The sequence below is a fragment of the Pectobacterium parvum genome (genome assembly GCF_020971565.1).
Classification (GTDB): Bacteria; Pseudomonadota; Gammaproteobacteria; order Enterobacterales; family Enterobacteriaceae; genus Pectobacterium; species Pectobacterium polare.
Map to the genome: position 1 here is coordinate 2,435,852 of NZ_CP087392.1, position 23,175 is coordinate 2,459,026.

Sequence of the window (23,175 nt, forward strand, 5' to 3'; positions counted from 1 at the left end):
CTTCAGCTCCTACGCGGGGGTGTACAGCTGTTTTTTTATCCGTTCCAGGTCCGTTCGAAACGCTTGTGCGCAGCCAAACTGTCGAACAATTTCTACAAACCCACCAAACAGTTCGACAAAAAGAGGCGAATTATAGGTATCTGCCAGCTCAAGTTCATCAACCCCACTATGGCTGTAGTGATCTAATACAGCCTGCCAGAATTGGGGCATAAAATCGGTTTGTTGTGTATTTCCGGATGCCCGTCGCCACTCATTTCTCTTTTCCAGTAACTGCTCAACGCGTTCTGCTCTGGTTGGGATTTCAGTGAGCTGGAATCCAATTTTCGCAATAATATCGATTTCATCAGAATCGGAGAGGTGCAAGTATTGTCTCAAAACAGGAATATTGACGTACTGGCTCTGTAGCTGGTTACGAAGTGAAACACGGGCTTCTTTACTGATCCAAAGTTGATAAAGCTCATCCATATCGTTATGGCATGCAGACTGAATAGCAATTTGCGCGAGATCCAGATATTCATCAACAGAAAGTAAGCGGCCATCGGCGAGATGAACTTCATTACCAGTTATTGACGCAGAGGACGACAATTCCCAGAAGGGATTTCTAGCAAGGTCATGGGAGTGCCGATTACCTGCACTTGATACTTTTGGATACTTACCGAATAGCTTATCTTGCAAGCTTTCTTCCAAAAGAGTAGCACCTGAATAATCATAAATGGTGAGGCGAGTTTTCCCTATTTGTGAACAGGGTCTTGAGCCAATACCTTTCATCTGTCTGAAATGGAGAATATTGTTGATATGCCGGATAAAAACAACGTTTTGAATATCCGGGACATCTAATCCCACGAACATATCAACCACGACAAGTATTCTGGGATAACTTTCTCCAATGCGCGAAAAAGATCTTATTATTTGCGCTGAGTTTTCTTGAACAGTCGTTAGGCTGGCTACATAGTCTGAGCTACCTGATAAACGCTGTAGCTCACTGACTATCAACGAAGCATGGGTAATGTCGGAACTAAATATGACGGTTTTTTCGTCCCTTGCCTTGCGTTCACCGAGTAAATTCCATAAGTCCTTTACAATTTCACGCGTGCGCGAATGCATACGCAGATTGAGGTTTTGGTCAAATGCTATAGAGGCGTTTCGCTGTGGGGAGGTATATCCCTTCCCTTTGTCATCAGGCAGGCGCTGGATGATGTAATCGGGCACCAAATATCCGTCATTCATTGCCTGCGTTGAGGTATAGGCGAAAACGGGAGGGCCAAAATACTCATTTGCACGTTCAGAGTACGACAATTTGATACTGTCTTTTTCCTCAATATCCAGACCATTGGATATGCGTAGTTGCAATGCATTATTAAAATATCTAAGGATATTAATAGTTTGCTCATTTAATAAGCTTGAAGTATCATTCAGAACGATCAAGTCAAAAAAATCAGGGGATAAGTATCTGAAAAGAGTGAAATCATTCTTTTCATACAAACGCTGGACCGTCGAAAAGTAAAGCTTTTCAGGCCCTGAAAAATCATTTTTAGCTAATTCATATTCGATCAGATGACGTTCAGAGTAAGGAAATGAATTGAACAGTTCGTGCATTTGTAGGTTGAGAGTTTTACGATCTGTCAGAAAAAGAACCCGTCGCTGAGCGGTGTTCTGCTCCAGAAATTTCCATACAAGTTGAAGCATAACAAGGCTTTTGCCTGAACCTGTAACCATTGAGATTTGTGCCCGACGGTTACCCTGCGCGAAATGCGTTAACGTGCGTTCAATGGCCATTTCCTGTTGAGTGCGCAGAGACATGTCGTTCAGGTATGGAGAAGATAAAACGTTACCCCATTGTGCCCATTTAATTGACCAGCCAGCACGTTTGATGAGTTCTTCTGGGGAGGGGGGGGAAGATAATGTTTCAAATTCACGTGTCGTGTTATCGGTGAGGATCCAGTCGTGTCCATTTGTCGAAATGGAAAAACGAATGAACAGCAGGTTTGCATAATGAGATGCCTGCCGCATACCTTCCGCAGCCCCCCTGAACTCTGCTTTTACATCAAGTACCGCCAAGGTGATGTTGCGAAAAGTCAAAAGGTAGTCAATGAAAATGCGAGAGGCATCTTCATTCGGACCTATGCGCACATCTTGCTTCCATTCCCATCCGAATTTCATGAGTGCCGGTTCGATAAGTTCAACACCGATTTGCTTTTCGCTACGTTCCATTAGTTTGTCCTGATACTCTTATTTATCAATTCCTTAGCGCTGTTTTGGCAAGGGCGGACAATTGACTCAGCGCCGGCTGACTGTCATTATATCTAACGAGGCCATGTTTTCGAAAGATTTAAGCATATTTATCAAGGGATGAATATTGATAAACACCGTGGTTTTTTCATCGTACTTACTGAGTCTGTAACGGAATAGTTTTAACAGGGTAGGGGTAGTAGCGCTGATAACTCGTCCGTATTTTCGAGTTTTCTTGGCATGTTACCCCCATCAACCAAAAATATTAGTTTAGTCAGGTGTTACATTTTAATTCGCTAATAAAGGAATTGGTGGTATTCACTTAGTTGGAGTATGAATTCGTATTTATAGATGAGTAGGATTATGCAAGAAGAAAAGTTTATATGTTATCAATGCGTACTGGATGAACACGTAAAAGCAAAAATAAAAAATAAAGGGAACTATGAGCAAAATTGCAGTTATTGCCAAAAACGGTTGAAAAACATCAATATTGAACAACTCGGCGAATGGATCGATAGTATGTTCAATGTTTACTATGAGTTGGCCGGATATGATTACTATGGCAATGCTAGGGGCGATGAGGCCACTGACATTATCCAGGATGAACTAGGTGTTGAATACGACATAGCCGCTGATATTTATGAATCCATGAAAGATAATTTTTCTATCGCGAATTATTATTATGGCGATGAGATTAAATATGAAGATGATTCCACTTTTGTTCCTGCTCAAAATAGAAGTGGTAATTATGATACGAAATGGGAAGAAATCACCCGGTCGTTAAAACATGAATCTCGCTTTTTTAACAAGGATGCGAAAGCCTTTCTAGATGAACTTTTTAAAGATATTCACGCCATGCATACCAATGAAAGTGGAACGGCAATAAAAACATATACTCCAGAGAACGTGTTCTATCGCGCGCGGTATTTTACTGAAATCAATGAGGTTGAAAAGGTGCTATCTCAACCGGAACGCTATTTGGGACCACCGCCACCTGATAGTGCAAAATCGGGACGTATGAATGCTTTGGGTGTGCCTGTCTTTTATGGTGCTCTTGCGCCAGAAACGGCAATTGCAGAAATTAGGCCGGTAGTCGGCAGTTGGGTCATCGTCGCTCAATTTAGACCCTTGCGTGCGCTACGAATACTGGATCTCTCCTCAATGAACTTCGTGTCTTCCGTGAAAACTAGTAAATTTGATCATACACAACTACAGATAAGAGAAAAAATATTTTTTTTAAAAACTCTGTCACATAAACTGACTTTTCCTGTGTTAAATGGCGCCAATGGGAATGAATATTTAATGACACAAGCGGTGGCCGAATATCTTGGACTAGATGAAGAACTTGACTTGGATGGTATATCCTTTTCATCAACTCAAGTGAATAAAGATGATATTGACAATACTAATATTGTGTTATTCAACAAATCCTCAAAAGTAAAAGGGGCAGGTTCAGAAGAGAAAGTTTCAGAATACAATGTATCCCTGTATGAATATGAAGAATACGATGATGATGTTTATGAGTCACTCAATCCTAAAATAAGAAAAATCATTAAAAAAAAGCATCAAAATAAATTTAATTCAAGATATATAGTTATCAATGAATCAAAATTGGTTTTGGCATTGGATATGGAAAATATCATTATAAAGTACGTGAAGGGAATCAGTTTCTCCGTGGATGATTACCCGGTTAGCCTAGAGTACAATACTGAGTCTCAGCATTGCTACTCAAAAAATGATGATGAACAGGAGTTTTAAATGTAAATATCTTGGTAAACCGGACCATTCACATTTAGAGATCTTCCGACATACTGATTATGTTCCTTTGAGGAGAGCACGATGCGCAAAGCCAGACTGTAAGCATCCCTGTTAAACGGACCATTCATTTTGGTCGCGTTAAGGAAAAGTCGCCAGTGCAACCTACAGGATTACTAATACGGCAGTCGCCGATGTTTTGGGCAAGAAATTAGACATACAAGCCACCCCAGCACGGGTCTCGTAATAAAAAACGATATTACTTACCCCCATAACGTATAAGGAATTTTGCAATGTCAGCGAGAGACAACTTCACTGTATCCACTAAAACAGCACTTGCCAGACGGGCAGCACACTTTTGTTCCAATCCGCGTTGTCTCAAACTCACTGTCGGGCCTTCTTCGGTACCAACTAAAGCCCTGACCACGGGCCATGCGGCTCATATACATGCAGCGTCCAAGTTAGGTCCCCGCTACAAGGCATCGCAAACCCCTAGTGAGCGTAAATCGATTGAAAATGGCATTTGGCTGTGCAGGGAGTGCGGCGTCCTCGTCGACAACGATGAGGACGGATACACAGGCGATCAACTGAGAAAATGGAAGATTAACCACGAGGCCATGATTTCGGAGGTTCGTACAGAAGGGTATTCGCGCAGTCTCGCCTTGCTTCAATCCGGTCGCATGGAACCGCAGATTGCAAAGAAAATTATTGCTTCCATGGAGGATCGTAGGTCACTGTGGGTCACCTTCGATGCCGAATTTCCTGACCGTGTCCGACTGTCACTCGACGATCTTCGCTCGCGGTTCATTGCCATTCGAGGCGATCTTCTGGATGGAACGCCCCTTGATGGAATTTTATTGTCGCTGACCAAGACAATCCTGACGTTCTTCAATGCAGTTGAGTCATCTAATCTGCAGACATTACGATGTAATTCGAACGATCCTGAGTGGCTCCAATTCAACGATGCACTGGCGATACTCAGAAAAGCCATTGGACTGCAGATTGCTAATCTCGCATATGCCTATGACATTACGCTCAGTGAAGATCTGCAATCTATTGCACCGTTCAGAGTTTAATTGCACTCAAGCGCATATATATAGACCGCAGCCTCGGTGTAGCTTGTTTAGCACCTGCAAAGCTCCAGATCTGAATACGTGGGTACCGTTCTTTTCTTCAAGAAATATTACATGAAGCCGGTGTTTGTAAAGAAAGATCTTGCAATGCTCCTGAAAAGTGATGAGATCTCTTTACCTATTAAACAAGTAGTTGTTGTGCAGAGGAGTGGCATAAATGATAAAGAAAATACGCATTTGTGGATATCGCATTTATAAAGACTTCCTTCTTATTCCTAATCCTAAACTGAATATATTGGTCGGGGGGAATGACGCAGGGAAATCCACACTGCTGGAGGCTATTTCCCTTGCTTTGAACGGTCGGATTGGAGGAAGAGGAATACTAGAAGAATTGAATCCTTACTGGTTCAATGCTGAAATAGTATCTGATTTTGTTGCGCACAGAAAATCAGGAATGAAGCCTGCATTACCAGAAATCCTCATCGAGATTTACTTGCAGAATAGAGACGACCTTCAAGTATTATGTGGGGCAATTAATACTGATATTCCTACTAATGCTTGTCCAGGTGTTTTTTTGCGTATTTATCCAAATGATGAATATCAGGACATGCTGGATGAATGGTTAAAGGAACCTAGTTCTTTACTTCCAGTAGAATATTATACATATGAATGGCGCTCTTTTGCGGACAAGGAACTCACCAAGCGGCCCCGAGCACTATCTGTGGCCACTATCGATTCACGTACAATTAAAGCCTCAGCCAGTGTTGATTATCACTTGCGACAGATTCTTAATGATAACCTAGAAACATCTGAGAAAGCTGCAATTTCCTTGGGCTTTCGTAACGTGAAAGCATCTATGACTGAATGTGCACTCGCTCCCGTTAACAGCCGCTTATCTACATTAAACGCATCCCTACAGAATGAACTCATGGCGTTGGCTATGGATCAGACAACCAGAACATCATGGGAGAATGTTATTACTCCTCATGTTGATGGCCTACCGTTTGCTATGGCTGGACAGGGACAACAGGCAGCTATTAAGATCTCGCTTGCAATGAAACGTCACAGTGAGAAAGTTAAAATAGTCATGATTGAAGAGCCAGAGAATCACCTTTCTCATACCAGCCTGACAACCTTACTTGATCGCATTCAGTCATTAGTAACGGACGAGCAACAGTTATTTATTTCAACTCATAGTGCATATGTTCTTAATAGACTTGGTCTTGATGCACTGCACTTACTGAACCGTAATAAACTATCTAAAATTACCGAACTTACCCCTGATACTGTTAGCTATTTTCAGCGTTTACCTGGTTATGACACCTTGCGCCTAGTTCTGGCAAAGAAAGTTGTGCTAGTTGAGGGACCATCTGATGAAATAATTTTCGAACGAATATATTTAGATCTGTTTGGTCACCAACCAATGGCAAATGGTATCGATGTTATAAGTATGAGAGGGCTGACTTTGGCTCGTTGCTTGGAACTTTGCGCAGCAATAAACAAACCTGTAGCAGTGATGCGCGATAATGATGGAGAAAATCCTGCGGGTCTTCGCCTATCAGTGGAGAAATGGCTGGACGGTAAAATAAGTGAATTATTCGTAGGTCCAATTATTGACGGAAGAACTCTTGAGCCCCAACTCATTGCAGCTAATGGTGAAGCTCACTTAAGAAATGTTATGGGGATTACTGATGTAGCTAAATTGGAAATATGGATGTCACGTGAAAAAACGGAGGGTGCTTTGCGTATAGCTAAGTCTAAAAAAGAGATAGTGCCTCCTGCATATATGAAGGCTGCTGCAGAGTTTATCCATAATGTCTAATTACCTGACATTAGCAGTAGCGGGCGGAAGGAAGACCCAAGGACTGATAGATTACTGCCGATCAATGTCTGTCGAACGGCGGATTGCATTCGTCACTTTCACACAGACTAATCAACAAGAAATACGGCACCGTCTTGCAGTTCAGGCCAGCGACCACCACAATCTTGAGGTTCTTGGGTGGTATTCTTTTTTGCTCCACCACTTCGCAAAGCCGTTTCTACGCTTCAAATTCCCAACATTGCGAGTCGGCGGATTCGACTATGAAGGGCGTCCTAACAGAATGGCAACAGGAAAGAACAGGTTCATGAACCAAAGAAACGAGATCTATAGCTGTGAACTTGGACGTTTATCTGCAGAGTTAATGAACCACACTCCGGCGTTGTTACGGAGACTAGAATGTATTTATGACGAGCTATTGATAGATGAGGTTCAGGATCTAAGTGGGTACGACTGGGAAATACTCCGTGCACTCATGAAATCACGTATCACTATCCGCTTAGTGGGTGACGTTCGCCAAGCTGTTCTTTCGACCAATCCTCGCGGTCAAAAAAACAAACAGTATGGATATGCTGCTTCGCTCGAATGGTTTCGCCAGTGTGAAGCGGAAGGTATTCTTAACATTAACTATGCAACAAAAACTTATCGTTGTCGTAAAGAAATCGCTGAATTTTCAGATTCAATTTTCGATTCATCATGGGCCTTTCCACCCACAATATCAGAAAACGATGCAGTAACTGGTCACGACGGAGTTTTTTTGGTTAAAAATCGCGACGTTGAATCGTACATTGAGCAATTTCAACCTCAATGCCTGCGTAATACAGCGGCTTCAGCAAAAAAACTGCCGTTAAACTTCATGAATTTCAAAATTTCCAAGGGCGCGACTTTTGCGCGGGTTTTAATCGCGCCGACAAAAAATATTGAGGAGTTTGTCAAACAGAATATATATCTTGAAGCAACCTCAGCCGCGTCATTTTATGTTGCGGTGACCAGAGCGGAGCAAAGCGTCGCCATAATTATTGATAATCCTGGAGAATCGAGATTACCGGTGTGGGCACCATGAAAAGGGCATAGAGGCACTCAATCATTTTTTACAATCTGAGGCTCGTTTAAAGTGGAGCGATAATATGCAAAGTTATTTATTCTAAACTGTTTATGGATAAACGCCATGCTGCAACTGAGCGATCAACCTGAGAACGGTATCTATTCCAGTTGGGGCCGGCAACATTTCATTAGGAGATATCCATCCTAATGCCCGATTTGGCTCCGCTAACCATTTTTTAGCCAGATCAGCATCGCCCTCAAATAATTCTATCGCACGTTCTGATATCAATGAAGACCGCAATGTGTCTTTTTTATATGCGTCATCAAATGATTTTTTCAGCAGCGTCATTTCGTGTATTTTCCTCTGAATCAGCGTCATTTTTTTCAAGCTGACAATGTCAGTCATCGTGGAATTTCGCACTGATTTTTTCATAGAAAACACCTATAATAATTTAATACTAAAAATAACGTTATACTTATTAGTATACTAATCGCTCAGTTAAGCTATGACCTCAACGGATAGCAGCGTTTTCCTTTATACAACGTCAGAAATATGAGATTTTATTCTACCAATTGCGTTAATTTTACCCATTAAACGAAAAACCTGCTTATTAAGTTCATCTGAAATTGTCGTGAACTCCAGCTTATGCTCTGGAAAATCGGTGATTATTTCATCAAAAGCCTCTTTCTCACCAATTACATGAGCGAGTTCCGTTTCATATCTAATTCTGTGTCGATTCAACTTAATTGCATAACTTTTTTTTAATATTTCATCGGTTCCGTTAGTTTTTAGTTCATTATTTAGGCTTTCTGATTCAAACTTTAGAAGTAAGGAAGAGCTCCTCATTTCAGAGACGATGTTAAAGAATTGCTTAGTTAATGTATATTCAAATTGGTTGATGCTTTTCATCTTTTTTCTAACGAGTAAACCTTTTTTGATCATTTTCTGGAATTGGTGATATACAAAATTTCTGGCATTGCCAGCATTTTTTTTGACTAAGAATTCACCAACAACAATAGATGCAATTTCATTGACTGTGAAGCTATCTCTATCTACCTTTTTGATTGCAGCATAAATATAAGCTTCAGCATTGGCTACCCGAGTATTCATAGCGATGTGGTTCTGTAAAATTGTTGCTTAGGATTGCTAAGTATACAGCAATGCAAGATACTTAGACAATCTAAGCAACACTAGGCTATTCAAGATGATTACGTGTCCACAACCAACCCAATACCAGAACGACTCAAAGAAGCCCGTATCAAAGCAGGCATCTCGCAACGAGCGTTGGGTATACTTGTCGGTTTTGATCCAGCCTCAGCCAGCAGTCGCATGAATCATTATGAGAAGGGGAGACATATCCCTGACATTGACACATTGCGCCGTATGGCAAGTGAACTGGGAGTTCCTCTGAACTACTTTTTTTGCGACGACCAGATAACAGCAGAGTTATCATTGCTCATATCTAAGATGACGCCAGAAGAACGTATCCAGTTGATCGAAAGGTTGAAAAATCAGAGCTAAACAGTCGTGAATATCAAAAATTAGAGCATTTTTCAAACAGTTACTGCACTTTCGGCGCATCACAACTAACCACCATGTTATTAGTGATAGCCTTCATCCAATTGTTTCATTACGATTTATGCAACTCTTTGATTACGTGCGGTGCGAGCAGACTTTCCACCGGAATCGTTGTATTAATTTTCACCGCTTTAACAATTGCAATCAGGGCAGTGGTATTTTGTGCCAGTTTATCGCGTAGCTCATTGATTTCATTCTGTAATTGCTGATTTCGTGCCAATAACGCCTGGCGGGTTTTACGGTTAACATATTGCTGTTTTTCTTTAGGACGTAAGTTCAGGGGATTGAGCTGCTGATCAACGTAGGCTGCAATAAGCCGCTTTCGCTCCAAGCTGCTCAGTGTGCTTAAACCTCCGTTGAGAATACCCTTTTCCTTAAGGCGGGTATGCAAAGCTTTGGCAGAAATAGGCGATTTATCAAAGCCTTCAATCATCATAAGTTGTAGTTCATGTTCAATCAGTGTGTCCAGTTCTTTTCCACGCATCAGAGGTTCCCCCTAGTCAGTTTTTTGTGCTCTAAAGCAAAGAGTTGTGACAATGTCTTTATTTCTCCTTCAACTTTTATCTCTCCTGACAGCACATTTTCTGTTGAGATTAACCGTTGTGCTTCAGCGCGACTCAACCATTGTGATTGAATAGTATCCAGATGTTGCAAACTTTGTTCGATCTGAGCCAGTTTGGACTGGTAATCCGTTTGGTGTTTAGCAAGCTGAGTCAGTTTTGAGTGTGATTGCAGTAGTGCCTGTTTTTTCGCGAAGAGGTTGGACAACTCATCAATGCGTCCTGTAAGGGTGAAATGCTCGCAAAAAGCCACACTCTGGCATTTCAGCCGATAAGGACACCCCCAGAGATTAACTGTACGCGTACAGGAACCGAATTTCAGTGGATGTAGTACAGCATGTCTTTCCACCATCTCGGTTGCTTGTTCTGGGCCTTCATTGTTACTGATTTCTTCAAAAGCTGCGGCAATATCCTCAAATAAACCATCGGCAAATGACGCCTCGATAAACCCAGCCACATCGTTGCGATCATCAAAGGTGTGTAGATTGGCTTTAATGTTGTTATCAAGCACCATATTCTCTGTGACCACCATATATCCCGTGTGTTTTACAATATCCAGCGGCGTTGTAACTGAGGAGGAATGAGGTTCAGTGGCTAATGCTGTGGATGTTGACTGAAAGCCAATCAGTGAAGCCACTTTTCTACGTTCAGCAAGTGCCAGATGTTGGTAATGTCTGTTTTGCGTAATATCTACACGTCCCATCAACATAGCCTGTAAATGATCAGAAACCTCCGCAATAGCGAGGAAGGTATTAATATTATGCCGGGGAATATGGGTACGCATATGAGTAGGGATGCCGTCATCTTCCAGCAACTTGTATTTACTGAATATCGACCCATTAGCATCAACATTGCCCAGAAATTTATTCATTAACTGGTTACTGAGCGGTATGGGTACAGCTAGTAATGCTAGGGTACGACGCAACGCCAATGATCCTTTTACATGTATGAACAGCAATTCTTCATAGTTGATCGTATACTTCTTGCCGCCCTCGGACCAAGCGTGAGTGCAGGGAGAACGAGTATTGTCCCCTCCAAATTCAGCTTTTAGGTACCGGTCTAGATCTGTTTTGAAATAATAAATGGATTTACTGTTTTGCGATTCCAAAATTTCATTAGCAGGAAAAATGCTACGCTTTGTCAGCGCCTTGATAGCCTTATCTCGCCGTCCAGCGCGGCCACGATGATTTGATGAAGTTTGGACGATATGTCTTACCACATTATCCAATTCGACTAACTCACCGGACAGGTTGCTGATGCCCATTGGCAAAAAATCACTAAACGATTTTTCCCGCAAATAGATCAGATGGCGACGCATCGGAGCGGTCAACTGTTTGACCACTTTGAATATGTTCTCAACCAACGGTACCGCTAACGGTTCTATCCAGTGCGTGCGTTCTCCAGCGCCTTTAACACCAACATAACGTATGCCAAGGAAATAATCAGGAAGTCCCTTGTCCTGAAGTCGCTTACGTGCTGCTGAGTCATCAATATGGCGTTTAACCAGAGCATCCTGTCTGAGGTTGAATGCTTCAACAGAACGAAAACCAGTAATAATTAGTAATAACAAGCAATTCAGAGCTATCTTCTCGGCATCACTTTCTACTTGATGGATTAAAGCAACAATGTTCAAGAAGCCACGAATAGTAATCAATGAATCCTCACCATCGGTCGCCATATCCGCCAGCTTATCTTGGCGTTTTAGTGCAATGGTTTCCTGAGCCTTACGAGTCAAATTCGTTTGGTTGGTATATTGGTTATCAGAAACATATTGCAAAGTGACGAGGGTAAATGCCTGATGATTTATAAATTTTTGGAGACTCACACAGCGACCTTTGTAATTAGCCGTATTAGGGTCGCCTGGTGTTGATGCGGCGCTGAGGACATCCATTGCACGGAGAATAACGTCTGTGGTCAAATAGACTGGGTGAGTTTGTCCGGTAATTTCCACCAATGCGTGGTACCAGCGTTTCAAAATCATCATCGTTGCAGTTGCTACAGCAGCAGATATGCTTCGGTTTTTTCCTTTATATACGAGAATCAGCATCGACTTCATAAACTGTCTATAGGCATCATCTATTGCCAGACTTCCTTCAATGCCTTTTAAACGGCCAATTTTATCAAACTGCAACGAACCTTTACCGTTGCCACGTAACCAACCGCTACCTTTAGTACCACATGTCCATGCAGAGTCATCCCATGATTGGGCAAAGTCAGTTGCAAGATGTTGTTCAAACCAGGTTTGTTGTTCGGTAATGAACATTTGAAATTGCTCAAAGTTTTTTTTCATCATGTACCTCTTTTTTCAGATGAAAACGGCAACGAGCAATAACAGACTGGATTTCAAATTGCGTGGTTTCATGGATGGAAATGAGAGGATTACGCGCGTTACCAACACTATCTGAAATGGTTATTAATTCATCAACTTCTTTGATTACACTATCCAGAACTGCCTGATGATCGCCGTCAGTGAAAGGGCGGTAATACAAACAGCCGTAACAGCATCGCACTTCACAGAAAGGACACTTACCATCAGTTCTGGAGCAACCACCTATATCATAATGCAATTGGTCGCCAACCACTCCTGTCACTCGGTAACCTTGCCAATCTTGAGCGGATGTCAGTTTTCCTGTCAACATCATGGCAACCATATTTTGCCAGACAGGATTAACACCGAGCGCTTTGGCTCTGATCAATGCCAGCGCTGGTGTAGCTAAAATATAATGTTTTGCGGCCACCAATGAGGAATGTCCAAGTACATGGGCTATTTCCTCAGCGCTTGCACCTTGCATGGCCAGAGAGTGACCAACGTTGTGACGTAAATCAGTAGGTGTAATTATGGGTTCGGCAGCATCTCCGCGAGCGACTGCCGCCTGATAATCTGGCGGACTGAAGTTAAGTATGGCGCGGTTGATAGCATTGGAAACAAATTCAGGTGCTGAACAGCCTGTCTCAAATAGCTTGTCGTCTGGTTTGAGTTGAGTACGTTCAATATAGTGCCGAATAAGCCCTCCGATTTCCGGTGGGATCGCCAAAAACAATCGTTCAGTGGTGACACGACGCTGCTTTGCGTAGGGGAGAAGAATACTATAGCGAATTAGTCCAGTATCAAGACTACGGGTATCAATACGCAAATCCCTTACTGCAAGTTTAGCCAGTTGAACTGGCCGAGCACCGGTGACATAGATCAATCCAAGGATGGCGACATTGCGCAGAAATTTTCGGCTGTAGGGCTTGCCTTGGCGTATGTTAGCGTCTATTTCAAACAGTCCCTTACTGATCATGTTTTTTTCGAGTGGATCTAAGACGTTATCTATTTCTTGGTAGACTCCCCAGCCGTTGGAATGTGGACGAGCAATGAATTCAAGGTCTTCATAGTCTTCGATGGTAAAGCCTGGAAATTCTTCGATACAGAACACCTTGAGACCAAAAATGATGAAGAAAAAATATGTGGAATGAATATCTTTGCATTCAAGATAATTTTTTATGACCTGAAAGTTAAAAGCTGACTGAGTATTGCAATACTCAATAACATCTGACCATGCCTGATATACTCGATATAATGATGCAGGAGATCTAGTTGAAGCATAATGAAACAGAATGTACTTAAGTAATCTGTTGCTTTTTTTATCTTTTTTGAAGTGAATATACAAACGGCTACCAGAATAGTCGAAAATCCAGTCGTTACCTTCTGAAATTATATGCTTATCGTCAAATACGTCAGCCGATTTCAGGTATATTTCTGATGGGATTTTAAGTTTCTTGATTTTCTCAACCTGTTTAACGTCATAAAAATTATTTTCAAACTCACCAATTTCCAACTGATTATTATTCATGTATTTATTTCCGTAAATGCCTTAGCAGTAATATCAAAAAGATTGTCATCTGAGGTATCTGTGATAATTCTGTTGATATTTGCTATATTCGCTCGTTCTGACAGGAAGCGACGTGCGTAAAGATCTGGCATGTTACTGTCGTGGCTCCAACCTCCTAGAATTCTTAGCTCATCCTTGGCTTCACTCATCAAGCCAGCAATGGAGAAATCAAATCCAGAAAGCCGTGAGTTATGTTTAATTTTATGATATTTATCACGGTATATTTTTTGCAAAGTCAGGTAAGCCCATGTGTGTCGAGTGACATGAGGGGTTATATTATAGACAGAATCAAAATACTCTGTTTTTTTGTATTTTGAAAATTTATTCTCAATGACCTTATCTATTTTAGTAAAAAGATTATATACAGAGTGATAGGATAATGGGGCGTTATTATTTACAGTAGAAACAAATACAAAATCATGCGCCACCTGACGTCGTATCTTATTGATATAGATAATTAAATGTTGATAATCATGTAATTCAAGAGCCAACACTCGACTTGCCCAAATGTTTTTTAGAGTTGGCAGTCGTTTTCTAGGATCCCTGACATCATCTTCGACAGATGATACTATAATACTGAACTGGTCTCCCTTGATATTGGTTTTTATTGAATTTATTTCCAGAAGTAGGAGTTCACTAACACGCAAGCCATAATTTAGCAAAAGACGACAAATTAAATAATTACGAAACTGAATTTCGCCGATAGGGAAGGGATTAAGAGGATTCGCTCGGGAACGTGAATTTGGCCTGATAATCTCGTAAAAAAATCTTACCATCTCTGGCGTTAAGCTACGGAATTGTTTATGAGATTTTTTAATTTTACTAGTTTGAAACTCCTCCCGGATCATCGATACTCGATTTGTCAATCTTGAGGAAAGACGAGACAGTTCCTTGGGAGATTCATCCATATACCGTGGTGAAATATAAGTATTAATCATATATGTGATAAAGCGAATAACAGCATGCACATGCTTTGCATTCGTGCAACTTTGAGTAGCAGGTTTTTGGTGGTTTGCAATCCTAAGTATAGGAACACTAGATTTTCCGCATTCCAAATAATGGAAAAAAGCTTCCAACTCTTCAATAGCAATCAGAGGATTATGTCCCGACTGGTAAAAACTGAAGCAAAAAGTTACTCCATATTTATTAAACCAAAAATCATAGAAAAACTTTAGCGCCTGGAGGGTAGTTGCTTGAGTGGACACAGAACGCAAAGACAGGCGATCGACAAGAAATCTAAGTGGAAACAAAAGTGGCAGGCTTGTTTCTGAATCGACCAAAACCCACAGTCGCTTATGCGGTACAACATTGAGTTGAGTGACTACAAACATCATAAAGTCCTCATCAAATGCATGGATATGAAGAAAGTAACTCTTAAACATAACTACTGCAATGAAAAGGTGAGTGGCGCTTTAACTACATGATTTTTAGTGGTGAGAATTGGTTCGTGAAGTAATTGTGCATTAAACAAGATTTAACATAATATACATTATGCGAACCAATGAAGGCGTTCGCGGGAACTGGCCGTTCCGTTGAGTAAATCCCCGCATCCACAAAACTCTTTTTTGCCTATAATGCACTGAACTAAGCGACGAGTTTAAATCATGGCGATGGCAATTCTACAAACTGAACAGGAATATCTGGCGGCTCTCTCAGAGGTTGAACCGCTGTTCGATCTCGACATGACTGTAGGTTCGGCTGAAGAAAACCGATTTCTATCGTTATGCACAGCTATTCATGAATACGAAAAAATACATTTTACTGAGTGCTACAAAAACCAGCGCAGCTAATCTGCCGCGCCGCAATCAGTACCCAAAATACACTCAGGAACTATTGCGGCTTGGCCAACGGCGGTCAGCAACAAAAGCAAGTTTTGTTACTGTCCGTCGTTACGATAAAAACAGAAAGCTGTGTTGGTAAATCTGTACCTGCTTGCATAAAAATCAATAAAAACAGTAACTAAAAACCTCAAACAACGTTATGACAGTGTGCTGACGGGGCTCCGCACCCATCAGCACACCATCATAACGCCCGAATAACATGCGCAGTCAGCAACACGTACATAATGCGCTGATTATTGCTGTCAGAGTGACTTTGGAATAACCAGCCGATGATGGGGATCTGGCTGATAAATGGCACTGAGCGTTCTCCTTCTGTCTGCGCAGTATCAATTAACCCGCCTAGCAAAAGAGTCTGGCCATCCTTAATCTGAACCGTAGTCTGTATCTGGCGTTGATTCGTAACGATATCGGAGGCCTGTTCATCATTATTGATTGAGTCAGCGCGGGTGTCGATCGTTAGAACTAACTGACTGTTACCCATGACAACAGGTGTAACCTTTAATGAAATCCCAATATCATGGCGTTCAATTGTCTGGAAAGGATTGTTGACCCCAGCAGCTTCCCCCGTTACACGTCCTGTGATGAAAGGTACATTTTTACCAACGGAAATATACCCTGTCTGGCCTGACTGCGTAAGAATGCGCGGAGTTGATATCACTTTTGAATTAGCATTGCTTTGAACCGCACGAAGCGATAATGCCAGTACATTACCGTCAAATATACCGAAAGAGCCGCCTGCTGTAGAAAGTGCGTTACCCAGCACGGAAGTATTAAAGCCCCCTGCTACCTTATGCCCTGATGCAGATCCCGCAGCAAAAGATAAATCGACACCATCAGACAGGCTGGTTTCAAACATCAATGACTGAATAAGCACCTGGTCACGGGCAACATCCACTGACTGAATAAATTCAGCCAACATTGGTAAGATTGATTCCGGTGCAGAAACGATAAGTGCATTATTTCCCGGATAATCAACAACATTACCGCCACCGTTAGACTGCAAAAAAATCTTAATCAGTTCCTGAACATCGGAGGATCGGACCTGATGCAGTTTGAAGTTACGAATAGCCAGTTCAACCGTTTCTGGCATGGGTGTTGCCTGATATGTATCATAACTAGCTGATTCATAGCCACTATCCTCAGTAATTTGAGACGGAAGCTTAGACGGCAATGACACAATAGCGGGATCGCCGGCGATCATAATAAAGCCGTTAGCATTTAAGACGGATTTAAAAAAATTGTCGACGTTATCCTGATTAACATCTGCATTGAATACGGTGATATTTCCCTTAACATCAGAATTAATAATAACCGCCCTCCCCGTTTTTTCTGAATACCATTGAACAAAGGATCTAATCGGAGAATTATTAAGGCTAACAGGTTCAGCATACACATGAACAGAGAAACTAAGAATAAGTAAAGTGAGTAATCTTCGCATAGATATCATTCCTGACAGGTTATTGTCTGAACGTAATTGTTTTTCTTGACGATAATTCGACATGCACTTTTTATTTCTATCACATGCCCTTTCTTTATCAGGTCGAAACTGTTATATAAGTTTCCTTTTTCATCTCGAAATGTAACTGATGCATCAAGACCAAACTGAGAAAATGAGAAAATAGATAACCGAGGTAAAGCCTCATCTTTTTCTGTAGATAACGATGGGATTGTTTTGACAGAGACTGACTCACCTGCATCTTTATACTGTTGATAATACATCCCACAGGCAATACCGAGAGCAAGAAATGAAGCCATCATAAAAATACGATTTCCACGTCTAAACCAGATTTTAGTGATTCTCATGTAATAACTCATTCCTTTATTAACTGAAAACTGACCATGCGTGAGATAAGGTGGAAGATAACAGAATGCCCCATTTGGATAACTATCTGAGAAAGCTTGCTTTGTATTATATGCAGCGTAGAGACTGGCACCTGTATAAACCCACTTATCTACAGTTATAGAATTAATATTATCTCCGTATTTTACAATACCAAAATGGATCTTTGGAAAGCTAAATCTGGAATTAGCAATAATGGATAATAACGTCCCAACAAAAGGTATAGCTAACTTATCCGTTCGCCGACAATAAACTACATGTTCAGCCAATGCCAATCTGGCTTGCTTATCCATGATGCTAATATCTTGAATAAGAAAAATGATATCCCACCCAAATTTACGGGCGTGTAAAAACCAGTTAATAACATCCTGACGCTCTTTATCAGCCCAAGAGCGGCTATTAAACCATGTGCCGCATTCATCAAGAACTAACAGGCCATTATCTGACTCATCGTAAGATGTGTTTCCATAACCTAATGATTGCAAGTCACAAATGTTCGGTTTGTCAGGTATTCTTATTACTCGTGTTCTTTTTGCATTACGGCCAACATCAGGCATGTTATGCAACTTTAAGTCTAAATTAGTGGCAACGGTACATCCTCGAACCAGTTTTTCTTGAATTTTTGACACGCTGACAAGCGTTTTTCCTGAACCTAATTTCCCAGTAACAACATAAACGGCCATTCATACAACCTTATTAGCAATGGATATAAACCGTTCTTTAAGGTCAAAAACAAAAACAGATATTCTTGTTATCATTAAAGTATTAACACATTCCTGAAAATGATCGGGGAGTATTGAAGATATTAAATTTGAAAAATCAGGAGGCATCACCCCGCCAATAACTGAGGAAAGGTGTTCTGTCAGTAGACCAACAGTTGCTGAAATCATAGCAACAAAAACGAAAGCAATAATTCCCCCTCTGGTTACAAGACGAGAAAAAAACTTTGCTATATAGCCTAAAACCAGAGGGACAAATCCAATAAGAAGACGGAATAAAACAGGAAGACCGAGAAGAACTGGCATTAGTTACTCTCCTTTCCGAAGTAAAGAGGTAAATGATGTAAACACATACCAGAAAGTTAATGCGTAAAACACCCAAGATAATGTTTGTTTAATAGTCACTAGCTTAGTACAGTCAATTTTTATCTGATATATCTCACCAGAAAACATAATAAAATCAGAGCATCCATTCCCATTAGGCAGCGTTGGAAGTAATGCACCCTGACTTAAAAAAGCCTCCCAGGTGGAACCATGTGAGTTTTTATCAATTCCATAAAGTGAGTCAGCCAAATCTGTCGCGTGATCTAACTCAGAGTACTCTGTACCATATTGAGCTGCGCGATTAGGATCAGCATAACGTGCCGCACCACGTACTAAATTATCCAGTGAAGCGCCGATTGACGTTACATAAGTCTGAGACTGTTTATCAGAGTCAGCTGTGAATTTTGTTACGTCACCCTTTTCTGTCAATTGCGAAGCAATGGCGTCGGATTGCAGAGCGTTGTTTTCTTTCAGAGATTCACTAACCGCTGATTTAACGTCACTTTTAGTTAAAACTGAACCAGAAGGCTCTGATGGTTCGTCAGTGGACGAGTTATCACTTATAACGGATGATGAGGGATAAGAATCATTAGTTAATTGCCCTGTAGATACCCAACTTGCTGTGCATGTTGAACCATCCGAACGACAAACGACGACTCCTCCTGCCTCATACTGGCAATTATTATAGTTAATATAACGGTTATCTTTATCGGAGTAGACATTGTTAAACACACCATCAATAGCTGGCCGAGACAGACATTCTTTTTGCTGTGATGATGTCGCATTAATATCTTCATCTGTCACCGTGTAAGTAATGGTTATTTTTATATTAGCGGTGTCAGCTATTGGTTTTGATGACGGTATACCGGTAACTGCAATAGTTCCACAACGAGAAAAAACATAGGATGAATCAACTTTTTTCCCAAAAGACGATTGCAAGTTAGCTATAAAATATTCTTTCTGTGCCAACGCATTATCTTGTGCCAACTGACAAAGGCTTTGCTGGTCTTCAGGTGATGCCACATATTTCCCATTACTATTTTTTGTTTCATATGCTGTTGTGGCTTCACCTCTAAATACCTGCGTATCTGCTGCATAACTAAAAACTGGTACAAGAAATAAAGTAAAGATCGTTTTCTTCATATAACGCCCTATAAAAAAGGGCGCACAGCGCCCTAATAAAATTGATGATGCGTTATCAAACGGCTTTGGAAGAAAATTTCTTAAAGAGTCGAATCGCCAGACCTGCGCCAACAACAGCAACCACAACAGGCCATACTTTAGCAATAAGATCGTTTGCCTGAGTCAGTAAAGAGTCCATCGCCTGCCCTGCATAATCCGTTGAGCTGTCAGCAGCAAAAGAACTTGCGGAGAAAAAAATTGCAAAAGATGCGGTGGTAATTTTTGATTTAATAACTGTAATTAATTTCATGAAAACACCATTTTTACGTTAAATTAAACGATCGGTTATTGACTTAAAAGAACCTATCGCATAAAAAAGGGCAAAGCCCATTACATATGCTCCGAAAAAATAAGCAATATACATTATCGGAGAACTCCTGCTGTTATTGCGCCCAGACCAAAAGAAATAACAATGCCAGACGCGATAAGAATCTGAATGATATCCTCCATGAAATACATTTATTTAGATTGATCTTGATAAGGGACAAGTACTATTTTTCCTACCCTCAATTTCTGAAAGTCTCCGACATAAATACTGGACTCATGAAGAGAGTAGATCCCAGCAGGATATGGCGGTTGTCCATTCTCAAGATTTATCTTGAACATCTGAGGATAATCGCCACCGAGAAAAATATATGCCGATTGCTCAGAAATAGTATAAGGCTTACCTGTTGCCTTAGAAACACCACTGCGTGTATCGGCAACTGCTTGTGAGGGCTTTATTTCAATTTTAATCATTTATAATCTCTCCATTATCTTATCGCCAGTTACTGGCATGTGAAATACGGCTGTAATCAAAAATCAATCCTTTTTCATGAACCCATGCAGGGATTTGGGCTGATTTGGCTTCCAATGTTCTGACGAGCGGCACGACATTATTCGAATCTGGCGATTCACAATAAAAATTTATATCTATTCCAAATGAAAGTAATTCTTTTCTATGACGGTAAAAAGTTGGTTTAGGTAGCATTTCCCTCATATTAGCCCCCTGCTTCCATAACAAATAAGTAGATTGAATTTTTCTTGGCAATCGAGTTATTTTCTCATCATTTAAAATTGTATTCTGATTCATTTCTATCCTCCCTATATAGTCAGAGAATAATTTACGGGGAGTCTCAATATCCCACTTAACACCAAGTGTAAGATTCAAATCAATTAACTCAGTTGTTCTGACTGTTAATTCAATACGTAGTTTGTCTTTAGACCAGTCGAGTAACCCTGCCTGTACAAATTCGTCTGCAATTTGGTGACCTTTTTTTCCCGATATGTGCTCATCATATTTTGAATAAAACTTCAGGCTCCAGCGACGAGAGTTCTTACCCAAATAAACAGTTCCACCCTTTCCACAGGCTCGGCCATGACGAGTTTTTGCCTTAAATTCTGCGGCATAAAGCCATGCTCTGACATTTTCTAATGTCGATAAAGAATACATATAGTTAATATCAACGCGGGAAATTTTATACTGACCATCCATTACCATTCGATAAGAAGGAAGATCATGAGGGATAGACAATAAGGCCAGTATTCTTGCGTAAGCAGTTAATATAAGTCCCTGCAAGTCATCAGAACCGATAACAGAATGCCCTTGTAAAAACTTGGACGGATTGCCATCAATGTAGAGATGTGTTGCATGGCCTTCACCATCAGATCCTATAGATCTTACTTTCATCGTTGACTCATGAGAGCCGCGAACCGTCAACCGCTTTACTGTTTCCCACTCAATAGCGCCATCGGCATCAACGCTAACGACACTCCCAGACGGCAATGGTCGGTGTGTACAGGGTAAAACGCCAGTAAACCAGTCAATCATCAGGATTCACACTCATCAAAATACGTGTCAATAGTCACTTTTGAGCACATCTAATAGCCATAATGTAATATGCTCAGATCTGACAGTCAATTCATTTGCATTGTTTGAATTGTCAGAAGTGAGCATCAAAACGACCTACTGAAAAACCACTGTTAAGATGGAGTAAAACTGATGGGCAACACTGAGCACGAAGTTATGGCGGATAAGCAGAGAGCAGAGCGGATCAAAAAAGCGATCCTGGAACATTCGACTTATGAAGAGCTAGCCGAAAAATCAGGGATTAGCGTGAGTACGTTGGTCAGAATAGCGTCTGGTAAAACTGAACCAAAATTCAGCGATATCATCCAGATAGCCAGAATCACAGGGGCAGATCTGAATACTCTGGCTCATGGTGATGCGCTTGCCGTTAAAGAGGATGCTACGGAAAGGAAATTAATGACTTCCGCTGATGGCTATACAGATAAAGAGACCACAAACGCCCACAACTTCATTGTCTGGAACATCAGAACGCTGGAAAAACAAGATATTCTGGCTCTCGCCAGACAGGTTTCTGCCTTAAGTTCATATACTTACAGCACAAAAATGTTTATAAAAAAGGAACTATCAGAAGAGGAATAACAGAGGCATAGTCTCAGGAATGAGACAAACGTGCAGTATTACCTACACTGCACGTTTTGGATTGTGCGATTTTTGAACATAATGATAGAAGGACGAATCATGAATAAAACCGTATATGTTCCCAGTTTTTTCCAGCCAATCTATAAAGAAGTTACAGTAAAAGTCCCAACAGGAAACACAAAACGTTTTCTTGGGATCATCGATATTGATGAAAAAATACGCCAAAAAAAAATCATTCAGGATGGATGGTCTGACTGTCAAATCGATGGTGAAAGACTAAATGAAGATATAAACAATGCTTTAAATAAGCTCAATCAGGATAATTATGAAGTCATATCCATATCACCGATTACATCAGGAACATGGGCATATAAATATCAACAAAATGATATTAATAATGGAAATGGTAAAGGTAGTTATGGGTATGGTTATGGGTATTCTTATACGGAAGGTGTGGTTATTTTAGCCAAAAAAAACAAAAATCCGGAGGTGTAAAATGGAAGGAAATAATTATAAAACAATGAGTTGTGAAGGATTGGTTAATCGTGCATTAGATTTGATAAAGGCTAGTGATGGTTACAAAATAAATGGAAGATGGCTGGCTAATCAAACAAACCTAAACGGCTCAAGCGATGATGAAATTCAGCCTGTTGTAAAAGCACATCTAATTACAGCATTAAGTATTTTTAATTTAGACTGTAATGAAAATGAACTGGACGATGACATAGTTAAATTAGTCGAAGCAAAAACAAAAGGTGAGGTTCGAAAAATATTAGGTGAAGTTATGCCAAAGTTATCAGATAAATAAACTCATCAAAACCAAAAGATAAGAAGTTAAATACCGAGGGAAACCACGGTAAAGTTCGGGGCTCAGTGCCCCGAACCGCTTCGCGGCGTTTAAATGATA

At 40.8% G+C, this 23,175-nt stretch carries 24 protein-coding genes; 9 read left to right on the plus strand and 15 right to left on the minus strand.

Features of this window, described 5'->3' with window-relative positions:
• Positions 1-9: 9 nt before the first annotated feature.
• Positions 10-2,211 carry a type I restriction endonuclease subunit R gene (locus LOZ86_RS11035; RefSeq protein WP_230241930.1) on the minus strand — a complete coding sequence of 734 codons (2,202 nt, stop codon included), beginning with the start codon at positions 2,209-2,211 and terminating at the stop codon, positions 10-12.
• A 381-nt stretch (positions 2,212-2,592) separates the two neighbouring features.
• Between LOZ86_RS11035 and LOZ86_RS11040 the strand changes: the two genes are divergently transcribed.
• The 4 genes from LOZ86_RS11040 (at position 2,593) to LOZ86_RS11055 (ending at position 7,939) form a co-directional block, all read left to right on the plus strand.
• The gene (locus tag LOZ86_RS11040; RefSeq protein ID WP_230241932.1) at positions 2,593-3,987 is read left to right on the plus strand and encodes an RES family NAD+ phosphorylase; all 1,395 of its coding nucleotides are present in this window, start codon (positions 2,593-2,595) and stop codon (positions 3,985-3,987) included.
• A gap of 290 nt (positions 3,988-4,277) precedes the next feature.
• On the plus strand, positions 4,278-5,060 hold the full coding sequence (locus tag LOZ86_RS11045; RefSeq protein WP_230241933.1) for a DUF6650 family protein: 783 nt from the start codon (positions 4,278-4,280) through the stop codon (positions 5,058-5,060).
• 214 nt (positions 5,061-5,274) lie between these two features.
• Positions 5,275-6,879, plus strand: a complete 1,605-nt coding sequence (locus tag LOZ86_RS11050; protein WP_230241935.1) for an ATP-dependent nuclease — start codon at positions 5,275-5,277, stop codon at positions 6,877-6,879.
• Positions 6,872-7,939: a UvrD-helicase domain-containing protein gene (locus LOZ86_RS11055; RefSeq protein ID WP_230241944.1), complete on the plus strand. Its 1,068-nt coding sequence runs from the start codon at positions 6,872-6,874 to the stop codon at positions 7,937-7,939. The genes LOZ86_RS11050 and LOZ86_RS11055 overlap by 8 nt, the downstream gene beginning before the upstream one ends.
• A 90-nt stretch (positions 7,940-8,029) precedes the next feature.
• Here the strand turns inward: LOZ86_RS11055 and LOZ86_RS11060 are convergent, their stop codons facing one another.
• Positions 8,030-8,353, minus strand: a complete 324-nt coding sequence (locus tag LOZ86_RS11060) for an MbcA/ParS/Xre antitoxin family protein (protein ID WP_094433190.1) — start codon at positions 8,351-8,353, stop codon at positions 8,030-8,032.
• A 102-nt stretch (positions 8,354-8,455) separates the two neighbouring features.
• Positions 8,456-9,031, minus strand: a complete 576-nt coding sequence (locus LOZ86_RS11065; protein WP_230241946.1) for a hypothetical protein — start codon at positions 9,029-9,031, stop codon at positions 8,456-8,458.
• A 102-nt stretch (positions 9,032-9,133) separates the two neighbouring features.
• On the opposite strand from LOZ86_RS11065, the gene LOZ86_RS11070 reads away from it, so the two are divergent.
• Positions 9,134-9,442 (plus strand): helix-turn-helix domain-containing protein, encoded by a 309-nt coding sequence (locus LOZ86_RS11070; RefSeq protein ID WP_125259515.1) that lies wholly within the window; start codon positions 9,134-9,136, stop codon positions 9,440-9,442.
• A 109-nt stretch (positions 9,443-9,551) separates the two neighbouring features.
• Here LOZ86_RS11070 and LOZ86_RS11075 read toward each other — a convergent pair whose 3' ends face one another.
• Genes LOZ86_RS11075 through LOZ86_RS11090 form a run of 4 tightly spaced genes read right to left on the minus strand, consistent with a single transcriptional unit; the run spans position 9,552 to position 15,265 of the window.
• Positions 9,552-9,983, minus strand: coding sequence for a hypothetical protein (locus LOZ86_RS11075; RefSeq protein ID WP_230241959.1), 432 nt, complete (start codon positions 9,981-9,983; stop codon positions 9,552-9,554).
• Complete coding sequence (locus tag LOZ86_RS11080; RefSeq protein ID WP_230243159.1) at positions 9,983-12,349, minus strand: hypothetical protein; 2,367 nt, start codon at positions 12,347-12,349, stop codon at positions 9,983-9,985. Before LOZ86_RS11080 ends, LOZ86_RS11075 begins: the two co-directional genes overlap by 1 nt.
• Positions 12,333-13,895, minus strand: coding sequence for a site-specific integrase (locus LOZ86_RS11085; protein ID WP_125259517.1), 1,563 nt, complete (start codon positions 13,893-13,895; stop codon positions 12,333-12,335). Before LOZ86_RS11085 ends, LOZ86_RS11080 begins: the two co-directional genes overlap by 17 nt.
• Positions 13,892-15,265, minus strand: a complete 1,374-nt coding sequence (locus tag LOZ86_RS11090; protein ID WP_230243160.1) for a site-specific integrase — start codon at positions 15,263-15,265, stop codon at positions 13,892-13,894. Before LOZ86_RS11090 ends, LOZ86_RS11085 begins: the two co-directional genes overlap by 4 nt.
• Before the next feature lie 273 nt (positions 15,266-15,538).
• Between LOZ86_RS11090 and LOZ86_RS11095 the strand changes: the two genes are divergently transcribed.
• Complete coding sequence (locus LOZ86_RS11095) at positions 15,539-15,724, plus strand: hypothetical protein (RefSeq protein ID WP_230241966.1); 186 nt, start codon at positions 15,539-15,541, stop codon at positions 15,722-15,724.
• Positions 15,725-15,956: 232 nt separating this feature from the next.
• Here LOZ86_RS11095 and LOZ86_RS11100 read toward each other — a convergent pair whose 3' ends face one another.
• From LOZ86_RS11100 to LOZ86_RS11130, 8 genes are all read right to left on the minus strand, one after another.
• Positions 15,957-17,213 (minus strand): secretin N-terminal domain-containing protein, encoded by a 1,257-nt coding sequence (locus tag LOZ86_RS11100; protein WP_230241968.1) that lies wholly within the window; start codon positions 17,211-17,213, stop codon positions 15,957-15,959.
• A gap of 5 nt (positions 17,214-17,218) precedes the next feature.
• A complete protein-coding gene (locus LOZ86_RS11105) occupies positions 17,219-18,298 on the minus strand; it encodes a zonular occludens toxin domain-containing protein (protein WP_230241970.1) in 1,080 nt (359 codons plus the stop codon).
• Positions 18,299-18,640 (minus strand): DUF5455 family protein, encoded by a 342-nt coding sequence (locus tag LOZ86_RS11110; protein ID WP_230241972.1) that lies wholly within the window; start codon positions 18,638-18,640, stop codon positions 18,299-18,301.
• Positions 18,641-18,643: 3 nt separating this feature from the next.
• Positions 18,644-19,801: an attachment protein gene (locus tag LOZ86_RS11115; RefSeq protein ID WP_230241974.1), complete on the minus strand. Its 1,158-nt coding sequence runs from the start codon at positions 19,799-19,801 to the stop codon at positions 18,644-18,646.
• A gap of 55 nt (positions 19,802-19,856) precedes the next feature.
• Positions 19,857-20,090 (minus strand): major coat protein, encoded by a 234-nt coding sequence (locus LOZ86_RS11120; RefSeq protein WP_230241976.1) that lies wholly within the window; start codon positions 20,088-20,090, stop codon positions 19,857-19,859.
• Between the two features lie 113 nt (positions 20,091-20,203).
• Entirely contained in the window at positions 20,204-20,299 is a 96-nt protein-coding gene (locus tag LOZ86_RS21540; RefSeq protein ID WP_416054240.1) for a tail virion protein G7P-2, read from the minus strand.
• The gene (locus tag LOZ86_RS11125; protein WP_230241977.1) at positions 20,300-20,578 is read right to left on the minus strand and encodes a G5P family DNA-binding protein; all 279 of its coding nucleotides are present in this window, start codon (positions 20,576-20,578) and stop codon (positions 20,300-20,302) included. It abuts the gene before it with no gap.
• Positions 20,579-20,597: 19 nt separating this feature from the next.
• Positions 20,598-21,650, minus strand: a complete 1,053-nt coding sequence (locus LOZ86_RS11130; RefSeq protein WP_230241979.1) for a phage/plasmid replication protein, II/X family — start codon at positions 21,648-21,650, stop codon at positions 20,598-20,600.
• A 171-nt stretch (positions 21,651-21,821) separates the two neighbouring features.
• Between LOZ86_RS11130 and LOZ86_RS11135 the strand changes: the two genes are divergently transcribed.
• The 3 genes from LOZ86_RS11135 to LOZ86_RS11145 all read left to right on the plus strand — a co-directional run bounded on the left by LOZ86_RS11135 (position 21,822) and on the right by LOZ86_RS11145 (position 23,076).
• Positions 21,822-22,268 carry a helix-turn-helix domain-containing protein gene (locus LOZ86_RS11135; protein ID WP_181063645.1) on the plus strand — a complete coding sequence of 149 codons (447 nt, stop codon included), beginning with the start codon at positions 21,822-21,824 and terminating at the stop codon, positions 22,266-22,268.
• Between the two features lie 99 nt (positions 22,269-22,367).
• Positions 22,368-22,763, plus strand: a complete 396-nt coding sequence (locus LOZ86_RS11140) for a hypothetical protein (RefSeq protein WP_230241981.1) — start codon at positions 22,368-22,370, stop codon at positions 22,761-22,763.
• A gap of 1 nt (position 22,764) precedes the next feature.
• Positions 22,765-23,076 (plus strand): hypothetical protein, encoded by a 312-nt coding sequence (locus LOZ86_RS11145; protein ID WP_230241982.1) that lies wholly within the window; start codon positions 22,765-22,767, stop codon positions 23,074-23,076.
• The last annotated feature ends 99 nt before the right edge of the window (positions 23,077-23,175 follow it).